Below are 14886 nucleotides of genomic sequence, written 5' to 3'. Positions count from 1 at the left end.
CCGAGGAAGGTGCCCTGACTCACGACGGCCTCCAGGGGTGTTCCTCGGTGCTGGCCAGGATCTCCGCGAGGTGCAGCGGCCGCAGGTCCGCGCCCCGGCGGCGCAGGGTGCCGCCGAGGTGCAGCAGGCAGGAGTTGTCGGCGCCGCACAGCACCCGGGCGCCGGTGCCCAGGGCGTTGGCGAGCTTGTCCTCGGCCATCGCGGCCGACACCGCGGGGTTCTTGACGGCGAAGGTCCCGCCGAAGCCGCAGCACTCCTCCGCGCCGGGCAGCTCCACCAGCTCCAACTCCGCCACGGCGCGCAGCAGTCGCAGCGGCCGCTCGCCGAGTCCGAGCATCCGCAGTCCGTGGCAGGAGGGGTGGTAGGTGACGCGGTGCGGGAAGTACGCGCCGACGTCCTCGACCCCGAGCACGTCGACCAGGAACTCGGTCAGCTCGACCACCCGCGGTGCCAGGGCGAGCGCGGCGTCGGTGAGTTCACCGCCGCGCCCCTCGGCGGCGGCCCGGGCACCGATCCGCGGGTAGTTGTCCCGGACCATCGCCACGCAGGAGCCGGAGGGCGTCACCACGTGGTCGTACCCGGCGAAGGCCCGGGCGGTGCGCCGCACCAGCGGCTCGCAGGCCCGGCGGTAGCCGGTGTTGTACTGCGGCTGCCCGCAGCAGGTCTGCCCGGCGGGGAAGTCGACCGTCACGCCGAGGCGTTCCAGCAGCCGTACGGTGGCGACCGCGGTGGCGGGGAACAGCGCGTCGTTGACGCAGGTGGCGAACAGTGCGACCCGCAAGTCCGAGCTCCTCACGTCGGAACGGCGAAGCGTTGAAACGGCGAAGCGTTGAAACGGCGAAGCGTTGAAACGGCGAAGAGTTGAAGCGGTGGAGCGTTGAAACGGCAAGGCGGTGGAGCGGTGAGGCGGTACGGCGTCGACCGGTCGGGCACGGCACCGGTCCGCCCGTGATCGTAGCGGGCGGACCGGTGCCGGTGAAGGAACTCGGAGGTCCGGGGAGGGTCAGGCGCCGAGCCAGAGGTCGGGGCCGAACACCTCGTAGTGGATGTCCTCCGCCGGGACGCCCGCGGCGAGCAACTGGCCGCGTACGGCGCGCAGGAAGGGCAGCGGGCCGCACAGGTAGGCGGTGGTGCCGGCCGGGACCTCGACGCCGGACAGGTCGACCAGGCCGGTGCGCTCGGCCGGCCAGTCGCCGAGCGGCTGCTCGTAGAAGACGTGGGCGGTGGCGTCCGCCAGCCCGGCGGTGAGCTGCGCCAGGTCGGCGCGGAAGGCGTGGCTGAGCTGGTCGCGGTCGCCGTGCACCGAGACGATCCGCCGGGTGGAGCCGGTGGCGGCCAGGTGGTCGAGCATCGCGGTCATCGGGGTGTTGCCGATGCCGGCGGAGGCGAGCAGCACCGGGCCGTCGCCGTCGGCGAGGACGATGTCGCCGAGCGGGGGCGCCAGTTCGACGGTGTCGCCGGTGCGCAGCCGGTCGTGCAGGTGGCCGGAGACCTCGCCGCCGGGCTCGCGCTTGACGCTGAACCGCAGGGCGTCGGCGGCACTGCCGGAGAGGCTGTACTGGCGGATCTGGTGGGCGCCGTCGGGGAGTTCGGTGCGCACCGAGACGTACTGGCCGGGGCGGGCGACCGGGGCGGGGCGGCCGTCGGCCGGTCGGACCAGGTAGGTGGTGACGGTGTCGGTCTCCCGGTGGCGGGCGACCACGGTGTACGGGCGCCACAGGTCGGCCGGGTCGCCGCCGGCGGCGACCTCGGCGCGCAGCCGGTCCTCGACGGCGATCAGGGCGTTGGCCATCAGCCAGTAGACCTCGTCCCAGGCGGCGGCGACCTCGGGGGTGACGGCGTCGCCGAGCACCTCGACGATGGCGGCGAACAGGTGCTCCCGGACGACCTTGTACTGGGCGTTGTCGATGCCGACCGAGACGTGCTTGTGGGCGATCCGGGCGAGCATCGCGTCCGGCCGCTGGTCGGGGTGCGCGATCAGCGCGGAGGCGAAGGCGGCTATCGAGCCGGCCAGCGCCTCGCGCTGGCTGCCGTTGGCCTGGTTGCCCCGGTTGAACAGGTCGCGCAGCAGGTCCGGGTGCGCGGCGAACAGCCGGTCGTAGAAGCGCGGGGTGATGTCACCGATCGCGGCGCCGACGACGGGCAGGGTGGCCTCGACGACCTCGGCGGACTTCGCGGACAGCATCAGAGGAGCTCCTAACTGGAATCTCAGATTCGTATTAAAGGTGGTGAACGACGACCGATCCTCGGGGGCGGGATCAGTCGGCGGGTCGGGCGGTGAGGCTGAGCAGTACCGGCCCGGTGGGGGAGGCCACCAGGTCGTCGATGCTGAGCGGGTCGAGGGCGGCGAAGAACGCCTCCTGCGCGGTGCGCAGCGCCCCGCGCAGCCGGCAGGCGGCCCGCAGCGGGCAGGGCGGGTCGTCCTCGCAGCCGACCACGTCGCCGACGCCCTCCAGCTCGCGGAGCAGCAGGCCGAGCGAGCCGGTCCGCCCGGCGAAGGTGATCATCAGCCCGCCGCCGCGTCCGCGCCGGGCCTCCACCACCCCGAGGTGCTGCAGCCGGCTGACCACCTTGGCCGCGTGGGTGTACGGCACGCCGACCGACTCGGCCACCTCGCGGGTGGTCGGGTTCCCGCCCTCGCCGAGTACGGCCAGCCGCATGGCGATGCGCAGGGCGATGTCGGTGCTCTTGGTCAGCCTCACGATCGAAACGCTAACGAATGCGACTCCACAACTCCAATTTCCTGCACGACCCCGGCGGGGCGGGGGCAGCGGCGCCGACGGCGGCCGCCGCCGCGGCAGCGCTCGCGCGGTCGGCCGGAACGGCGACCGGCCCCCGGCCGCCGCTCCTACATCCCGGTCGAATCTGAACAGTTGGCGACATTAACGATCAACTCCTGACGCATCATCATCACGCGATCTACGCTTCGTGCGGCTCCGGAGCCACCCCCTTCACCTCATCCCCGTCGCTCGACCCTGGAGAATCCGTGAGATCACGTCGTGCACCCCGGCGCACCTGGACGGCCGTGGCGGCGATATCCGCGGCCACGGCCGCACTGCTCTCCCAGCCCGTCACCGCCGCGGCCGCCGCGCCGCCGCCGACCGTGGCGGCCCACGTGCCGGTGGCGCCCTACCCGGCCGGGGTCGCGCTCACCCCGGACGGCGCCCGCGCCTACGTGACCAGCCAGAGCAGCGGCACGGTCAGCGTGCTCGACACCGCGAGCCGGGCGGTCACCGGCAGCTTCACCGCGGGCACCGGCGCGTACGCCGTCGCCGTGTCCCCCGACGGCCACCGCGCCTACCTCACCCACCACCTGGACAACGCGGTCAGCGTGGTGGACACCGCGAGCAACACCGTCACCGCCACCGTCCCGGTCGGCGCCGAGCCCTGGGGCCTGGCCCTGTCGCCGGACGGCAGGCGCGCCTACGTCAGCAATGCCGGGGCCGGCACCGTGAGCGTGCTGGACACGTCGTCGAACACCGTGACGGCCACCATCCCGGTCGGCGCGGAGCCGCACGGCCTGGCCGTCTCCCCGGACGGCAAGCGCCTGTACGTCGCGGCCTCCGGCGCGAAGGCGGTGAACGTGGTCGACACCGTGGGCAGCACGGTGAGCGCCACCGTCGCGGTCGGCCACAGCGCCTTCGGCCTGGCGCTCAGCCCCGACGGCAGCCGGCTCTGGGTCGCCGACGGCGACGACGCCTCGGCCGCCGTGCTCGACACCGGCGCCAACACCCTGCTGGGCACCGTCGGCGTCGGCAACGGCCCGTACACCGTCAGCGTGGCCCCGGACGGATCCGCCGTGTACGTCTCCAACTACGCCGACAACACCCTGAGCGTGATCGACGCGGCGAGCCGCACGGTCACCGCGACCGTCCCGGTCGGCGCGAGCCCCTACACGCTGGCGCTGAGCGCCGACGGCCGGCGCGGCTACCTGGCCGACTTCACCGGCGACGCCGTCGACGTGCTGAACTTCCCGCTGCCGGTGCCGGTGGTGACCGGCATCAGCCCGAACGGCGGCTCCGGGGTGGGCGGCACCGTGGTGACCGTGACCGGCACCGACCTGAACGGCGCCACCGCCGTCACCTTCGGCGCGGCCGGTCCGGCCACCTCGTTCAGCTGCACGAAGACCAGCTGCACGGCGACCGCCCCGGCCACCACGGTGACCGGCCCGGTGGACGTCCGGGTCACCACGCCGGGCGGCACCAGCGCCGCCGTGGCCGCCGACCGCTTCGGCTACACCGCGCCCAGCGCCCACCTGGGCGTCGCGCTCGCCGCGACCCCGGTCTCCGGGCTGTTCGGCGGCCGGGTCGACTACACCGTGACCCTGACCAACCAGGGCCCCGACCCGATCACGGCGGCCACCGTCTCGGCCGCCCTGCCCGCCGGGCTGACCGCCAGCTCGACCGACTGCACCGTCGCCGCGGGCAAGCTCGGCTGCACCCTGACCGCCCCGCTCGCCAAGGGTGCCAGCACCACCCGGCACTTCACGGTCGCCGTCGGCCTGCTGAGCCTGGTGTCCTCCTGGGACGTCACGGTGGCCCGTACCGCCGGGACCCCGGCCGACCCCTCGCCCGCCACCAGCAAGGACACCCGCAGCTGCACCTCCGTCCTCGGGGTGCTGATCACCTGCCGCTGACCGGCCGGCCCGAGCACTCCCCGGAAGGCCCCGTCCACCACGGACGGGGCCTTCCCCGTGTTCCGCCCGCCCGTTCCACTGGACGGACCGTCCGATCCGGACGTACAGTCCGGACATGCCTGCCGAAACCCCCGACCCGCGCGTGCGGACCTGGTCGCCGGTCTGCCGCGCGGTGGCCCTGCTGCTCGGGCCCTACGCCGAGGTGGTGCTGCACGACGCGGTCACCGACCGGGTACTGGCCGTCTGGCACCCGCTGACCGCCCGCGCCCCCGGGGACCCGTCCCTGCTCGGTGAGCTGGACGAACTGGACCCGTCCGCGCCGGACGTCTACGGGCCCTACGAGAAGCTGCTGCCGGACGGGCGGCGGCTCTCCTCGGTCAGCGCGGTGCTGCGCGACGAGGCGGGCCGGCCCTCGGCCGTGCTCTGCGTCAACCTCGACCGCGGCCCGCTGGACCAGGCCGCCGCCCTGCTGGCGAACTTCGCCGCCCCCACCGCCCCCCGCCCCGAGCCGCTGTTCGAACGCGACTGGAGCGAGCGGATCAACGACGTGGTCGGCGGCCACGTCCGCTCCCGGGGCCGCCCGCTGGAGCGCTTCACCCGGGAGGACCGGCTCGCCGTGCTGCGCGAGCTGGACGGGGCCGGGGTGTTCGCCGTCCGCCGCGCCGTCCCGGCCGTGGCCACCGCGCTGCGGATCTCCCGCTCCACCGCCTACGCCCTGCTCGCCGAACTCAAGCACCCGGCGCCCCCGCCCTCGGAAAGGACCGAAACCGGATGACCCGACTGCCCGACTTCCGGCTCGAAACCTACTTCAGCCGCTGGGAGTTCACCGCCCGCCACCACCTCACCGCCTCCGACGCCCAGACCATGACGATGGCCGAACTCCTCGCCCTGGCGGGCCCGGAGGACCGCGAGGCCTGGGACACCCTGGCGCTCGGCTACACCGAGACCTTCGGCGACCCGGGCCTGCGGCGGGCGATCGCCGGGATGTACGAGCAGGTCGGGGCGGACGACGTGATCTGCTTCGGCGGCGCCCAGGAGGGGATCAACCTCGCCATGCAGGTGCTGCTCGAACCGGGCGACCACGCGGTGGTGCTGACCCCGAACTACCAGTCGGCGGAGACCATTCCGCTCTCGCTCTGCGAGGTCACCGGCGTCGCGCTGGACGAGCGGCAGGACTGGGCGCTGGACCTGGACGCGGTCGAGGCCGCGCTGCGGCCGAACACCAAGGTGCTCTCGGTCAACTTCCCGAACAACCCGACCGGCACCCTGATCGACACCGCCGACTTCGTCCGGCTGGCCGAACTCTGCGACGAGCGCGGCATCCGGCTGTTCTCGGACGAGGTCTACCGCGGCCTGGAACGCGACCCGGAGCGCGCCCTGCCGCAGGCCGCCGACCTCTCGGCCACCGCGCTCTCGCTCAACGTGACCTCCAAGTCGCTGGGCCTGCCCGGGCTGCGGATCGGCTGGATCGCCTGCCGGGACCACGAGCTGCGCGGGCGGCTGGAGCGGGCCAAGCACTACACCACGATCTGCAACTCGGCGCCGAGCGAGGTGCTGGCCCGGATCGCGATCACCGCCCGGGAGCGGATCCTGGCGCGCAACCGGGGCATCATCGCGGAGAACCTGCCGCTCTTCGACGCGTTCTTCGCCGAGTTCCCCGAACTGTTCGACTGGCGCGCGCCGGAGGCGGGCTGCGTCGCGTTCCCGCGCTACCTCGGGGCGGACGGCGTGGCGGACTTCTGCACCGCGCTGGTCGAGCAGGCCGGGGTGCTGCTGATGCCCGCGGGCATGTTCCGCTCGGAGCTCACCCCGACGCCGACCGACCGCTTCCGGATCGGCGTCGGACGCCGGGACCCGGGCCCGGCGCTGGAGGCCTTCGCCGACTGGCTGCGCGGGCGCTGAGGCGCTGAGGCGCCGGGCCGGACGGAACCAGGGCGGAACCAGGACGGAACCAGGGCGGATTCAGGACGGTACCAGGGCGGATTCAGGACGGTACCCGGGTCGGAGCACGGCCCGGACACGGCCGGAGCCGGGGCACCCCGCTGGGGCGCCCCGGCTCCGTCGCGTCGACCGGTCAGAGCTTCTGCCAGACCGGCTTCGCCGCGTAGGTGTCGCGGAAGTAGTCGGCGAGCTTGAGGCGGGAGGCGGCGGCCTCGTCGACCACCACGGTGGCGTGCGGGTGCAGCTGGAGCGCGGAGGCGGGGACGGCCGCGGCCAGCGGGCCCTCCACGGCCAGCGCGACGGCCTCGGCCTTGGCCTCGCCGGTGGCCAGCAGGACCAGGTGGCGGGCCTCCAGGATGGTGCCGATGCCCTGGGTGATGACGTGGTGCGGGACCTCGTCGATGCTGTCGAAGAAGCGGGCGTTGTCCACCCGGGTCTGCCGGGTCAGGGTCTTGATCCTGGTCCGGGAGGAGAGCGAGGAGCAGGGCTCGTTGAAGCCGATGTGGCCGTCCGTGCCGATGCCGAGCAGCTGCAGGTCGACGCCGCCGGCCTCGGCCAGCGCGCGGTCGTAGGCGGTGGCGGCCGCGGCGATGTCGGCGGCGTTGCCGTCCGGGCCCAGGAAGGAGTCCTCGGTCAGGCCGAGCGGCTCCACGACCTCGCGCAGCACCACCGAGCGGTAGGACTCCGGGTGGCCGGCCGGCAGGCCGACGTACTCGTCCAGCTGGCAGATGCGCGCCCGGGAGGCGTCCAGCCGGCCGTCCCGGACCCGCTCGGCGAGGGCCTGGTAGATCGGCAGCGGGGTCGAGCCGGTCGCGACGCCGAGCAGGGCCTCGGGCTTGTCGGTCAGCAGATCGGTGATCGCCGCGGCGATGAGTTCGCCGGCCGCTGAGGCGTCAGGGACGATCACGATTTCCATACTGGGTCCACCGTTCTGAGGCGAGGCTGAGGTCTAGACCTGCGAGGTCTAGACCAGTTTGCCGTGAACGGCGCCCCAGGTCCACCCGGGGCGGCTCGGCGCCCCGTGCGTTCTCCCTGGTGGGGGCTGTCGGCGCGGACCCGCCGGTCCGGTCGGCTGCGACCCGTCGGTCCGGTCGGCTGCGATCCGCCGGGTCGGGGCGACGGAGGACCGGGACGACGGAGGACCGGGACGACGGAGAGCCGGGACCCGAAGGCCCCGGCTCCCTGCGCCCTGTCGTACGGGCTGCCCTGTCTTACGGATGGCGTCTCACCGGCGACCGTTCGGGGTGTTCCGAGTTCCCCGACCGGAAGGGGGGCCGGATCAGAACGGGTGGGTACAGGTGGTCACCTGCTTGCTGACGTCCAGCGCCGGGCCGGCGGTGGCGCAGATGATGCGGGGGGCGGTGGCGGTGACCTTCGGGGTGACGGCCTGGGCCGAGCCGAGTCGGACGGTCGTCGCGCTGGCGATCGTCTCCCACGGGCTGCCCCAGGCCTGCTGGGTGCGCACCTCTACCTGAACCATCGTCAACTGGTTGGGGTCCGCGTTGACCTGGGCGATGCCGACGATGCCTTCGCTGTCGACCTGGTGCGTGATGCAGGGGCGGTTGAGCACCGAGGCGCAGGCCACGGTGTCGGCCTCGGACGTGGCCGTGGTGGCGGCCATGGCGGGTGCGGCCGAGAGCCCTGCGATCCCTGCCACCGTCATCATCACGGCTGCAATCCGAGTGCGCATGATACGAACCTCCTTGGAAATAAAGGGAATCTCACTCCTTGGGATGAGTGTTGCACACATCGTGGGACTGACAAGTGTGCGTTGCGTCACACCCATGGTGACGGTTCAACTACTGGCTGCAATCGTTCGTCCGATGTTCAGGAGGTGGACACGCCGCGGCCTGACGGATGATCAGTTCATCCACCCGTTCGTGGACGTGCGGACGTTGTGGCTCGCGGTGCGGGCCGGGAGGCCGGGTCGGCGGGCGGAGGCGGTGTCCGTGGTGCCCGAGGGGGCCGTGATGGTGCCGGGGCCCGCGGCCCGGACGTCGATCCGGCCGACTTGACCGCCCCTTGAACCTCCCTTGGTGCGGTCGATGCCCACGGCCCGCTCCGGTCGGCGGGCCCGGTCGTCCCTGCGGAGGAGCCCCCGTACTCCCCGAGGTGGAGGGCAACTCCCCGCCGACCGGCCGCTGTTGGCCGCGGACCATCACTCGTCCGGGTGGCGCCTTGCCACCGGGGCGAATCGGACGGATACCATCGAGCCGATCCCACGGAGGTGCTGCGTGGACACGGTCATCGTGCAACTGCCCGGCCCGGGGCCGGAGTCGGCGCCCGGCACGGCGCCCGGACTGCTGCGGATGGGCCCGGGCGAGGCCGCGGTCTTCGGCCGCGGCGAACCCGGCCGCCCGGCCGCCATCCCGCTGCCCGACCAGGGCGTCTCGCGCCGCGCGGGCGAGGTGGTGGCCGCCGAGGACTACTGGCGGCTGTCCAACTTCTCCACCACCGCCACCTACGTGGTCGAGAACCTCGAAGGCGCCGGGGAGCACATCAAGGTGGCCCCCGGGCGGCTCGGCGCGCCCGTCCCGTTCGAGCTCTCCCGGGTCCTGCTGCCCGCCCTCGGCGAGCCCGCCGCCTTCAAGGTCTTCGCCCCGCAGCACGCCTACCTGGACGGCCACCCGGGCGGCGCGGACGGCGAACGCACCGTCAGCCCCTTCGCCCTGGACCCGACCTCCAAGTACTTCCTGGTCCTGCTGGCGCTCTGCGAGCCCCGGCTGCGCTCGCCCTCCACCGCCGCCGTCCCCGGCGTGACGGACGTCCTGGCCCGGCTGCGCGCGCTGCCCGCCTGCCACGGGCTGACCCGCTCGGCGGTCAACTACCACATCGACTACCTGGTCGGCGCGAAGCTGCGGCTGCGCGAGCCGTACGAGGAGGGCCCGGCCGGCGGCAAGCGCGAGGAACTGGTCGCCCTGGCCCTGCGGTTCGACCTGGTCCGGGAGGAACACCTCGCGCTGCTCCCGCCCCGACGCCCGGTCGCCCGGTCGTGAACCCGGGCGACGACGCCGACCGGCCGCGGGCGCGGCCGCCCTTCGAGGTCCCCGACGGCTACCCGCTGGCCGGCTACCGCACCGGCGGCTTCCTCGGCGCGGGCGCCTGGGGCAGCGTCTACGCCGCCGAGGGCCCGGACGGCACCCCGGCCGCGGTCAAGATCCTCGGCCCGGGCGGCTCCAGCCCCGGCCAGCGCCGGACCCTGTCCCAGATGGCCGCGGGCGAGCTGCGCTTCAGCCGCCGGGCCGACCACCCCCACCTGATCCGCACCCTCGCCGTGCTCACCGTCGACGACCCCGGTCACCCCGAGCTGGACGGCGCCGTCGCCCTGGTGATGGAGCGCGCCGCCCGCAGCCTGCACGACCTCCTCGCCGACGCCCGCCCCGGCACGGCGGTGCCCGGCGCCGAGCGGATCCTCACCGGGGTCTGCGCCGGACTGGTCCACATGCACCGGGCCGGCTGGGTGCACGGGGACCTCAAACCGGCCAACATCCTGCTGATGCCGGACGGCACCGCCAAGATCGCGGACTTCGGGCTGGCCGCCGAGCTGGAGGGCACTCACGCCTACGCCCCGCCGCTCGGCTCGCCCGACCACGTCCCGCCCGAGTGGTGGTCCCAGCGCACCGGCGCGCGCGGGGTCGCGGTGCGCCCCAGCGCGGACGTCTGGGCCTACGGCGTGATCGCCCACCAACTGCTCACCGGGGGCCTGCACCCCTTCCTCGGCGCCACCGCCCGGGCCCGCTCGCTCGCCGCCCAGGCGTACGCGCGCGGCGCCGCCCCGCTGCGGCCGGACCAGGCGCTGCCGACCCGCTGGCGGCCCGTGGTGGCGGCCTGTCTGGCCGCCGACCGGGAGGAGCGGGACCGCGTCGACCTCGCCGCGCTGGTCGCCCGCGCCACCGCCCGGCCGACCGGGCGCCGGCGGGCGGTGCGGGCCGGCGTCGGCGTGCTGGCCTGCACGGCCGTCCTGCTGGCGCTGACCGGCGGCCCCGAGCCGGTCGACCCCGGGGCGCACCGGGCCAGGCCGCCGCTGCCCGGGGCGATCCCGGCCGGCTCCGACGTCCCGGTCGCCTACCGGGGCATGATCGAGGACGCCGCCCGGCGCTGTCCCGAGCCGGAGATCACCCCGGTCCTGCTGGCCGCGATGCTCAAGGCGGAGAGCGGCTTCGACCCGAAAGCGGCCCGCCCGGAGACCGGCGAGTACGGCATCGCGATGTGGACGCCCGCGGTCTTCGACGCCTGGGCCAAGGCGGCCAGCCACCCCGGTCCGAAGTCGTACTTCGACCCGGGGGACGCGATCGCCGCGATGGGCAACTACGTCTGCTGGCTGGACCAGCAGCTCAAGCGGGCCGGGTTCGCCCGCGACCTGCCGGCCCTGGTCACCGCCGCCTACCGGACCAGTGACAAGTCGGTGGAGGGCGCGGGCGGCGTCCCGGAGCGGGTCCGGCCCCATGTCGAACAGGTCCTCCGGTACCTGTCCGACTACGGTGGGTGACCTGGGTCACGGCGCGTGACCGGACGGAACGGGATGACTTATCCCACATCACCCCGTATCCCGGCGCGGGCACCGGGGCGACCGGCCTCCGGTCTGGGATCCTCGGGCGCATGATCACGAAGCTCCGCGCGGCCGCCGCGCAATGGACCGTCGTCGTCCCGGTGGCGGCGTTCGTCGTCCTCGCCCTCACCTGGCACGAGGACCTGCCCGGCTGGGTGGTGGGCGTGGTCGCGCTGTTCCTGGTGGGCGCCGTCCTGGCGGCCGTGCACCACGCCGAGGTGATCGCCCACTGGACCGGGGAACCGTTCGGCTCGCTGGTGCTCGCGGTGGCCGTGACGGTGATCGAGGTCGCGCTGATCGTCACCCTGATGGCCGACGGCGGGGACAAGTCCTCGACGCTCGCCCGGGACACCGTGTTCGCCGCGGTGATGATCACCTGCAACGGGATCATGGGCCTGTCGATCATCGTGGCCGCGCTCAAGTACCGCACCGCCGTCTTCAACGCCGAGGGCACCGGCACCGCGCTGGCCTGCATCGCCACCCTCGCCACGCTCAGCATGGTGCTGCCGACCTTCACCACCAGCACCCCCGGCCCGCAGTTCTCCACCACCCAGCTGACCTACGCCGCCATCGCCTCGATCGTGGTGTACGGCCTGTTCGTGACCACCCAGACCCTGCGGCACCGGGACTACTTCCTGCCCGTCACCCCGGAGGGCAAGGTCCGCCGGGTCGAGGAGGAGGACGACCACGCCACCCCGCCCACCCTCCGGGCCGCCGGGATCAGCATGCTGCTGCTCGCCGTCGCGCTGGTCTCGGTGGTCGGCCTGGCCAAGGGCGTCTCGCCGACCATCGAGTCCGCGGTGGACAGCGCCGGCCTGCCGCACGCCGTGGTCGGTGTGGTGATCGCCCTGATGGTCCTGCTGCCGGAGACCATCGCGGCGCTGCGCGCGGCCCGGCGCAACCGGGTGCAGACCAGCCTCAACCTGGCCCTCGGCTCGGCACTGGCCAGCATCGGCCTGACCATCCCGGCGGTCGCGATCGCCTCCGCCTGGCTGTCCGGCCCGCTCGTGCTCGGCCTCGAACCCTCGCACATGGTGCTGCTGACCCTCACGGTGGCGCTCGGCACCCTGACCGTCATCCCGCGCCGGGCGACCCTGTTGCAGGGTGCGCTGCACCTGGGGGTGCTGGCGGAGTTCGTGGTGCTCGCGGTGAACCCGTGACGCGAGTGAACCACTGAGGCGGTCCCGGCCGTCGAAAGGAACGGAAGCCCCTGGCACGTCCCCCCGTGCGGTCAGGGGCTTCCGTCGTTCCCCCGGCCGTGAGTGGGCCGGCAGCGGGCCGGTAGCGGGCCGTGAACCGGCCGTGAGCCGGCCCGGAGGGGCGGGCCCGCCCGGCGGGGCGGCGGCGACCGCGCGGGTGGCCGGTATTGGCCGGTCCGCGGCACGGGTCCGCGTGTCGGGGCGGCGGGCCGCGGGCGGGGTTCTCTACTCTCCGTCTGGAACCGCCCAGTCCGCCGAATCCGTTGTGCGTGCGGCGGCCGACCGCGTCAGCCGCCGGTCGTGCCGCCAGCCGATCCGTCAGTCGATCCGACCCAGGGGGAGTGCCCGATGCCCGGCCCAGAGCAGCAGGTGCGAGCGGAGCGGCAGCAGCCGGCCCGGACCGAGGACAGCGCCGACGTCATCGTGGTCGGCGCCGGACCGGCCGGTGCCACCGCCGCCTACCACCTCGCCCGCACCGGCCTGGACGTCCTGCTGCTGGAGAAGTCCGCCTTCCCGCGCGAGAAGGTCTGCGGTGACGGCCTCACCCCGCGCACCGTCAAGCAGCTGGTCGACATGGGCATCGACGTCTCCGAGGGGGCGGGCTGGCTGCACAACAAGGGCCTGCGGCTGGTCTCCGGCCGCCGCTCGCTGGAGTTCGACTGGCCGGAGCTCTCCGCCTTCCCCGGCCACGGACTGGTGCGCCGGCGCGCCGACTTCGACGAGCTGCTCGCCCGCAGGGCCGCCGCGGCCGGCGCCCGGCTGGTCGAACGGGCGAACGTGGCGGGCCCGTTGACGGACGAGCGGACCGGCCGGATCACCGGCGTCAGCGCCAAGCTGGGGGAGGGGCGCGAGCCGGTCGAGTACCGGGCCCCGATCGTGCTCGCCGCCGACGGCAACTCCACCCGGCTCTCCGTCGCCATGAAGCGCTACCGGCGCACCGACCGCGCGATGGGCGTGGCCTACCGCACCTACTTCACCACCCCGCGCCACGACGACCGCTACCTGGAGGCCTGGCTCGACCTGCGCGACCCCACCGACCCCGCCCGCCGGCTGCTGCCCGGCTACGCCTGGGTGTTCGGCATGGGCGACGGCACCGCCAACGTCGGCCTGGGCGTCCTCGACACCGCCCGGACCGACCTGGACTGGCGGGACCTGCTGCGCCGCTGGTGCGCCGACCTGCCGCCCGGCTACGCGTACCACCCCGACGCCGTCACCGAGCCGATCCGCGGCTCCGCCCTCCCGATGGGCCTCAACCGCCAACCCCACTACGCCGACGGCCTGCTGCTGATCGGCGACGCGGGCGGCACGGTCAGCCCCGGCACCGGCGAGGGGATCGCCTACGCGATGGAGTCCGGCCGCTACGCCGCCGAGACCGTCGTCCAGGCGCACGCCCGCCGCACCGACCGCGGCCGCGAACTCGCCCTGCGCGCCTACCCGCAGAAGCTGCGCTCCGCCTACGCGGGCTACTTCGCGCTCGGCCGGCTGGCCGCCGACCTGCTCGGCCGCCCCCGGCTGCTCGGTGCCGCCGGCGCCGCCGGGCTGGGCCATCCGGCTTTGCTGAAGGTGGCGTTCCGGCTGATGGTCAACCTGACCGAGCCCGACGCCAAGGACGCCCTGGACCGGCTGCTCCACCTGCTCGGGCGGGTCGCCCCGGGGCGGTGAGGCCGGGGCCGGACCGGCCATCCTCGCGGGTGCGCGACGCCGGTGTCCCGGGTTCGGCCGAATACGGTGGGGCCGGCAAGCCGACAGCTGAATCGTATTGACGGTTGATCAGGCGATCCGATTGTCTGGTGTCGAACCGGCCACGGAGGGTGAGCGAAAAGCCCCTCCGTGGCTCCTTTTTCGACGCCCCCGATCGACGGAGACACCGTGCGCCTTCGCCTTCGCCTGCTCGTCGCGCCGCTCGCCGCAGCCGCCGCCCTCACCGCCGTGACCGCGCCCGCGGCGGTCGCCGCGCCGGTGGCCGGCGCCGCGGCCACCGGCACCCCGGCCGACCAGTGCTCGGCCTCCTTCCAGCACGACGACGCGCGCCTCGGCCCCCAGGACCTCCCGAGCAACGGCCCGGTCGGCCGCCAGCTGCTCGGCTACCGGCGCACCGGCGGCGCGACCGAGCAGGACTTCCTCGCGAGCTACTACGACCAGAGCGCGAACGGCGGCAAGGGCGGCTGGAAGTACCCGCCGTCCGACGGCTACGTCACCCTGCCCGACGGCTCCCCGGTCGAGTTCGACCTCACCCTCTACCCGAACCAGAACATCGACCGCTACGGCAGCGAGTACGGCGCCTTCCTCGCCCCCGAGGGCCTGCCCTACGCCAACCGCGCGATACCGCCGCAGAGCCTGGACGGCACCCCGGCGGCCGGCTGCAACTACCACGACTACAAGGTGGTCAAGGCGTTCACGGTGCACGCCGGCCCGATCGCGCCCTGGTTCAACCAGCCCGGCTGGGGCCTGCAGTACCAGCTCGACGCGGCCCTGTTCCCGGGCGGCCCGGCCAAGCTGAACGTGCTCTGGCTGGTCGACAACGGCTACCTCGCCCGGATCTGACGCCTCGGCCCCACGGC

At 74.1% G+C, this 14886-nt stretch carries 13 protein-coding genes; 8 read left to right on the top strand and 5 right to left on the bottom strand.

Features of this window, described 5'->3' with window-relative positions; all coding sequences use genetic code 11:
• Window positions 1-19: 19 nt before the first annotated feature.
• The 3 genes from AB0O91_RS13685 to AB0O91_RS13675 all read right to left on the bottom strand — a co-directional run bounded on the left by AB0O91_RS13685 (window position 20) and on the right by AB0O91_RS13675 (window position 2702).
• On the bottom strand, window positions 20-781 hold the full coding sequence (locus AB0O91_RS13685; RefSeq protein WP_363431539.1) for a (Fe-S)-binding protein: 762 nt from the start codon (window positions 779-781) through the stop codon (window positions 20-22).
• A 222-nt stretch (window positions 782-1003) separates the two neighbouring features.
• On the bottom strand, window positions 1004-2185 hold the full coding sequence (locus tag AB0O91_RS13680) for a globin domain-containing protein (RefSeq protein WP_363431536.1): 1182 nt from the start codon (window positions 2183-2185) through the stop codon (window positions 1004-1006).
• A 73-nt stretch (window positions 2186-2258) separates the two neighbouring features.
• The gene (locus AB0O91_RS13675) at window positions 2259-2702 is read right to left on the bottom strand and encodes an Rrf2 family transcriptional regulator (protein WP_363431533.1); all 444 of its coding nucleotides are present in this window, start codon (window positions 2700-2702) and stop codon (window positions 2259-2261) included.
• A 284-nt stretch (window positions 2703-2986) separates the two neighbouring features.
• Here AB0O91_RS13675 and AB0O91_RS13670 point away from each other — a divergent pair, with 284 nt between their 5' ends.
• The 3 genes from AB0O91_RS13670 (at window position 2987) to AB0O91_RS13660 (ending at window position 6538) form a co-directional block, all read left to right on the top strand.
• A complete protein-coding gene (locus AB0O91_RS13670; RefSeq protein WP_363431531.1) occupies window positions 2987-4636 on the top strand; it encodes a beta-propeller fold lactonase family protein in 1650 nt (549 codons plus the stop codon).
• Between the two features lie 115 nt (window positions 4637-4751).
• Window positions 4752-5411, top strand: coding sequence for a PAS domain-containing protein (locus AB0O91_RS13665; RefSeq protein WP_363431528.1), 660 nt, complete (start codon window positions 4752-4754; stop codon window positions 5409-5411).
• Entirely contained in the window at window positions 5408-6538 is a 1131-nt protein-coding gene (locus tag AB0O91_RS13660) for an aminotransferase class I/II-fold pyridoxal phosphate-dependent enzyme (protein WP_363431526.1), read from the top strand. Before AB0O91_RS13665 ends, AB0O91_RS13660 begins: the two co-directional genes overlap by 4 nt.
• 172 nt (window positions 6539-6710) lie before the next feature.
• Here the strand turns inward: AB0O91_RS13660 and nagB are convergent, their stop codons facing one another.
• Window positions 6711-7493, bottom strand: a complete 783-nt coding sequence (nagB, locus tag AB0O91_RS13655) for a glucosamine-6-phosphate deaminase (RefSeq protein ID WP_363431523.1) — start codon at window positions 7491-7493, stop codon at window positions 6711-6713.
• A 363-nt stretch (window positions 7494-7856) separates the two neighbouring features.
• On the bottom strand, window positions 7857-8267 hold the full coding sequence (locus tag AB0O91_RS13650) for a hypothetical protein (RefSeq protein WP_363431520.1): 411 nt from the start codon (window positions 8265-8267) through the stop codon (window positions 7857-7859).
• Between the two features lie 544 nt (window positions 8268-8811).
• Here AB0O91_RS13650 and AB0O91_RS13645 point away from each other — a divergent pair.
• The 5 genes from AB0O91_RS13645 to AB0O91_RS13625 all read left to right on the top strand — a co-directional run bounded on the left by AB0O91_RS13645 (window position 8812) and on the right by AB0O91_RS13625 (window position 14869).
• Window positions 8812-9573 (top strand): serine/threonine protein kinase, encoded by a 762-nt coding sequence (locus tag AB0O91_RS13645; RefSeq protein ID WP_363431518.1) that lies wholly within the window; start codon window positions 8812-8814, stop codon window positions 9571-9573.
• The gene (locus tag AB0O91_RS13640; RefSeq protein ID WP_363431516.1) at window positions 9570-11066 is read left to right on the top strand and encodes a serine/threonine-protein kinase; all 1497 of its coding nucleotides are present in this window, start codon (window positions 9570-9572) and stop codon (window positions 11064-11066) included. The genes AB0O91_RS13645 and AB0O91_RS13640 overlap by 4 nt, the downstream gene beginning before the upstream one ends.
• Window positions 11067-11176: 110 nt before the next feature.
• Window positions 11177-12286 (top strand): ionic transporter y4hA, encoded by a 1110-nt coding sequence (locus tag AB0O91_RS13635; RefSeq protein WP_363431514.1) that lies wholly within the window; start codon window positions 11177-11179, stop codon window positions 12284-12286.
• A 387-nt stretch (window positions 12287-12673) separates the two neighbouring features.
• Entirely contained in the window at window positions 12674-13987 is a 1314-nt protein-coding gene (locus tag AB0O91_RS13630) for a geranylgeranyl reductase family protein (RefSeq protein WP_363431511.1), read from the top strand.
• Window positions 13988-14194: 207 nt separating this feature from the next.
• Entirely contained in the window at window positions 14195-14869 is a 675-nt protein-coding gene (locus tag AB0O91_RS13625) for a TNT domain-containing protein (RefSeq protein WP_363431508.1), read from the top strand.
• Window positions 14870-14886: the final 17 nt, after the last annotated feature.

Origin of the sequence: Kitasatospora sp. NPDC089797 (assembly GCF_040684795.1) — a bacterium.
In the GTDB taxonomy this organism is placed as follows: Bacteria; Actinomycetota; Actinomycetes; order Streptomycetales; family Streptomycetaceae; genus Kitasatospora.
This window is presented reverse-complemented; position numbering and strand designations above follow the sequence as displayed.